This window comes from Actinotignum sp. usb-actsch-rep-73 (genome assembly GCF_059082735.1).
The window spans coordinates 1-1,092 of sequence record NZ_JBHNPV010000043.1 but is presented as its reverse complement, the minus strand read 5'-3'; the positions used below and the strand labels follow the sequence as shown (position 1 = coordinate 1,092).

Genomic DNA, 1,092 nt, shown 5'->3' with positions numbered 1-1,092 from the left:
GTCAACACAAGATTCGCACGCTTACCATCCATCAACAACTCGACGTCCTCGGCGCTGGTGGCGTCGCCGCACACGAGTCGGTGGCGGCCAAGCGTCCAGATATCCCCACGCTCCACGAAAGTAGCAGCTTCTAACGCGGCGGTGAGGTCAAACTCGTCATCCTCCACCTCACCCTCATCCAATGAGCCGATAAGCTGCGCGATCTCAGCGTCATCGAAACCGGTGAGTTCAGCGTCGAAATCCGAAGCATCGAGGTCGGCAATCAAGAGTGAGAGTTTGTCCTGGTCCCATTCGCCGCTGATCTTGTTGAGCGCGATGTTGAGTGCTTTCTCGCGCGTCTCATCCAGCTCCACGACGATCACGTCCACGTCCGTGTGGCCGAGGTCTTCGAGCACTTTCAAGCGCTGATGACCACCAATGACATGCCCGGTGGTGGAGTTCCAGATAACGGGCTCGACGTAGCCAAACTCGGTCAGGGATCGCTTGAGCTTCTCGTATTCGGGATCGCCGGGCTGGAGGTCTTTACGAGGGTTGTAGTCAGCGGGCTTCAGCTCAGCTATTGGCATTGTTTTCATGAGCATGCTTCTTCACCGCCTTCCCTAAAGCATTAACGTGAGCGAACGAGCTCTCCCAGCGCAGACCGGCATGGCCGAAGTGACCGTAGGTTGAATACTGTGTAAAGCCAGGCTTGCGAAGGTTCAAGGCGTCGATGATTGCTCCGGGGCGCAGCGGAAACACTTCCCGCGCAGCAGCAGTGAGGATCTCGTCAGAGTATTCGCCGGTGCCGAGGGTGTCGATGGTGAAGGCGACCGGATCAGCTTTCCCAATCGCATAACTGATCGCCACCTGACACTCATGAGCCAGACGAGCGTCGACGATCGTGCGGGCGATCAGGCGCGTCATATAGGCACCCGAACGGTCAACCTTCGAGGCGTCCTTGCCCGAGAACGCGCCACCACCATGGAGCGCGAGTCCGCCGTAGGTGTCGACCATCAGCTTGCGGCCCGTCAGACCCGTGTCTGCTTTCGGCCCACCAACCGTAAAAGATCCGGAGGGGTTGACGAGAATCTCGGTGTCGGCGCTGATCGACAG

2 protein-coding genes are annotated in these 1,092 nt (G+C 58.6%); both read right to left on the bottom strand.

Annotated features, from left to right (window positions below):
- Positions 1–581: ParB N-terminal domain-containing protein (locus AC5RE1_RS03155; RefSeq protein ID WP_493938337.1), on the bottom strand; the 581-nt coding region annotated here is incomplete at its 3' end.
- A partial coding sequence (locus tag AC5RE1_RS03150) for a methionine adenosyltransferase domain-containing protein (RefSeq protein WP_493938336.1) occupies positions 553–1,092 on the bottom strand: 540 nt, incomplete at its 5' end. The genes AC5RE1_RS03155 and AC5RE1_RS03150, both read right to left, overlap by 29 nt.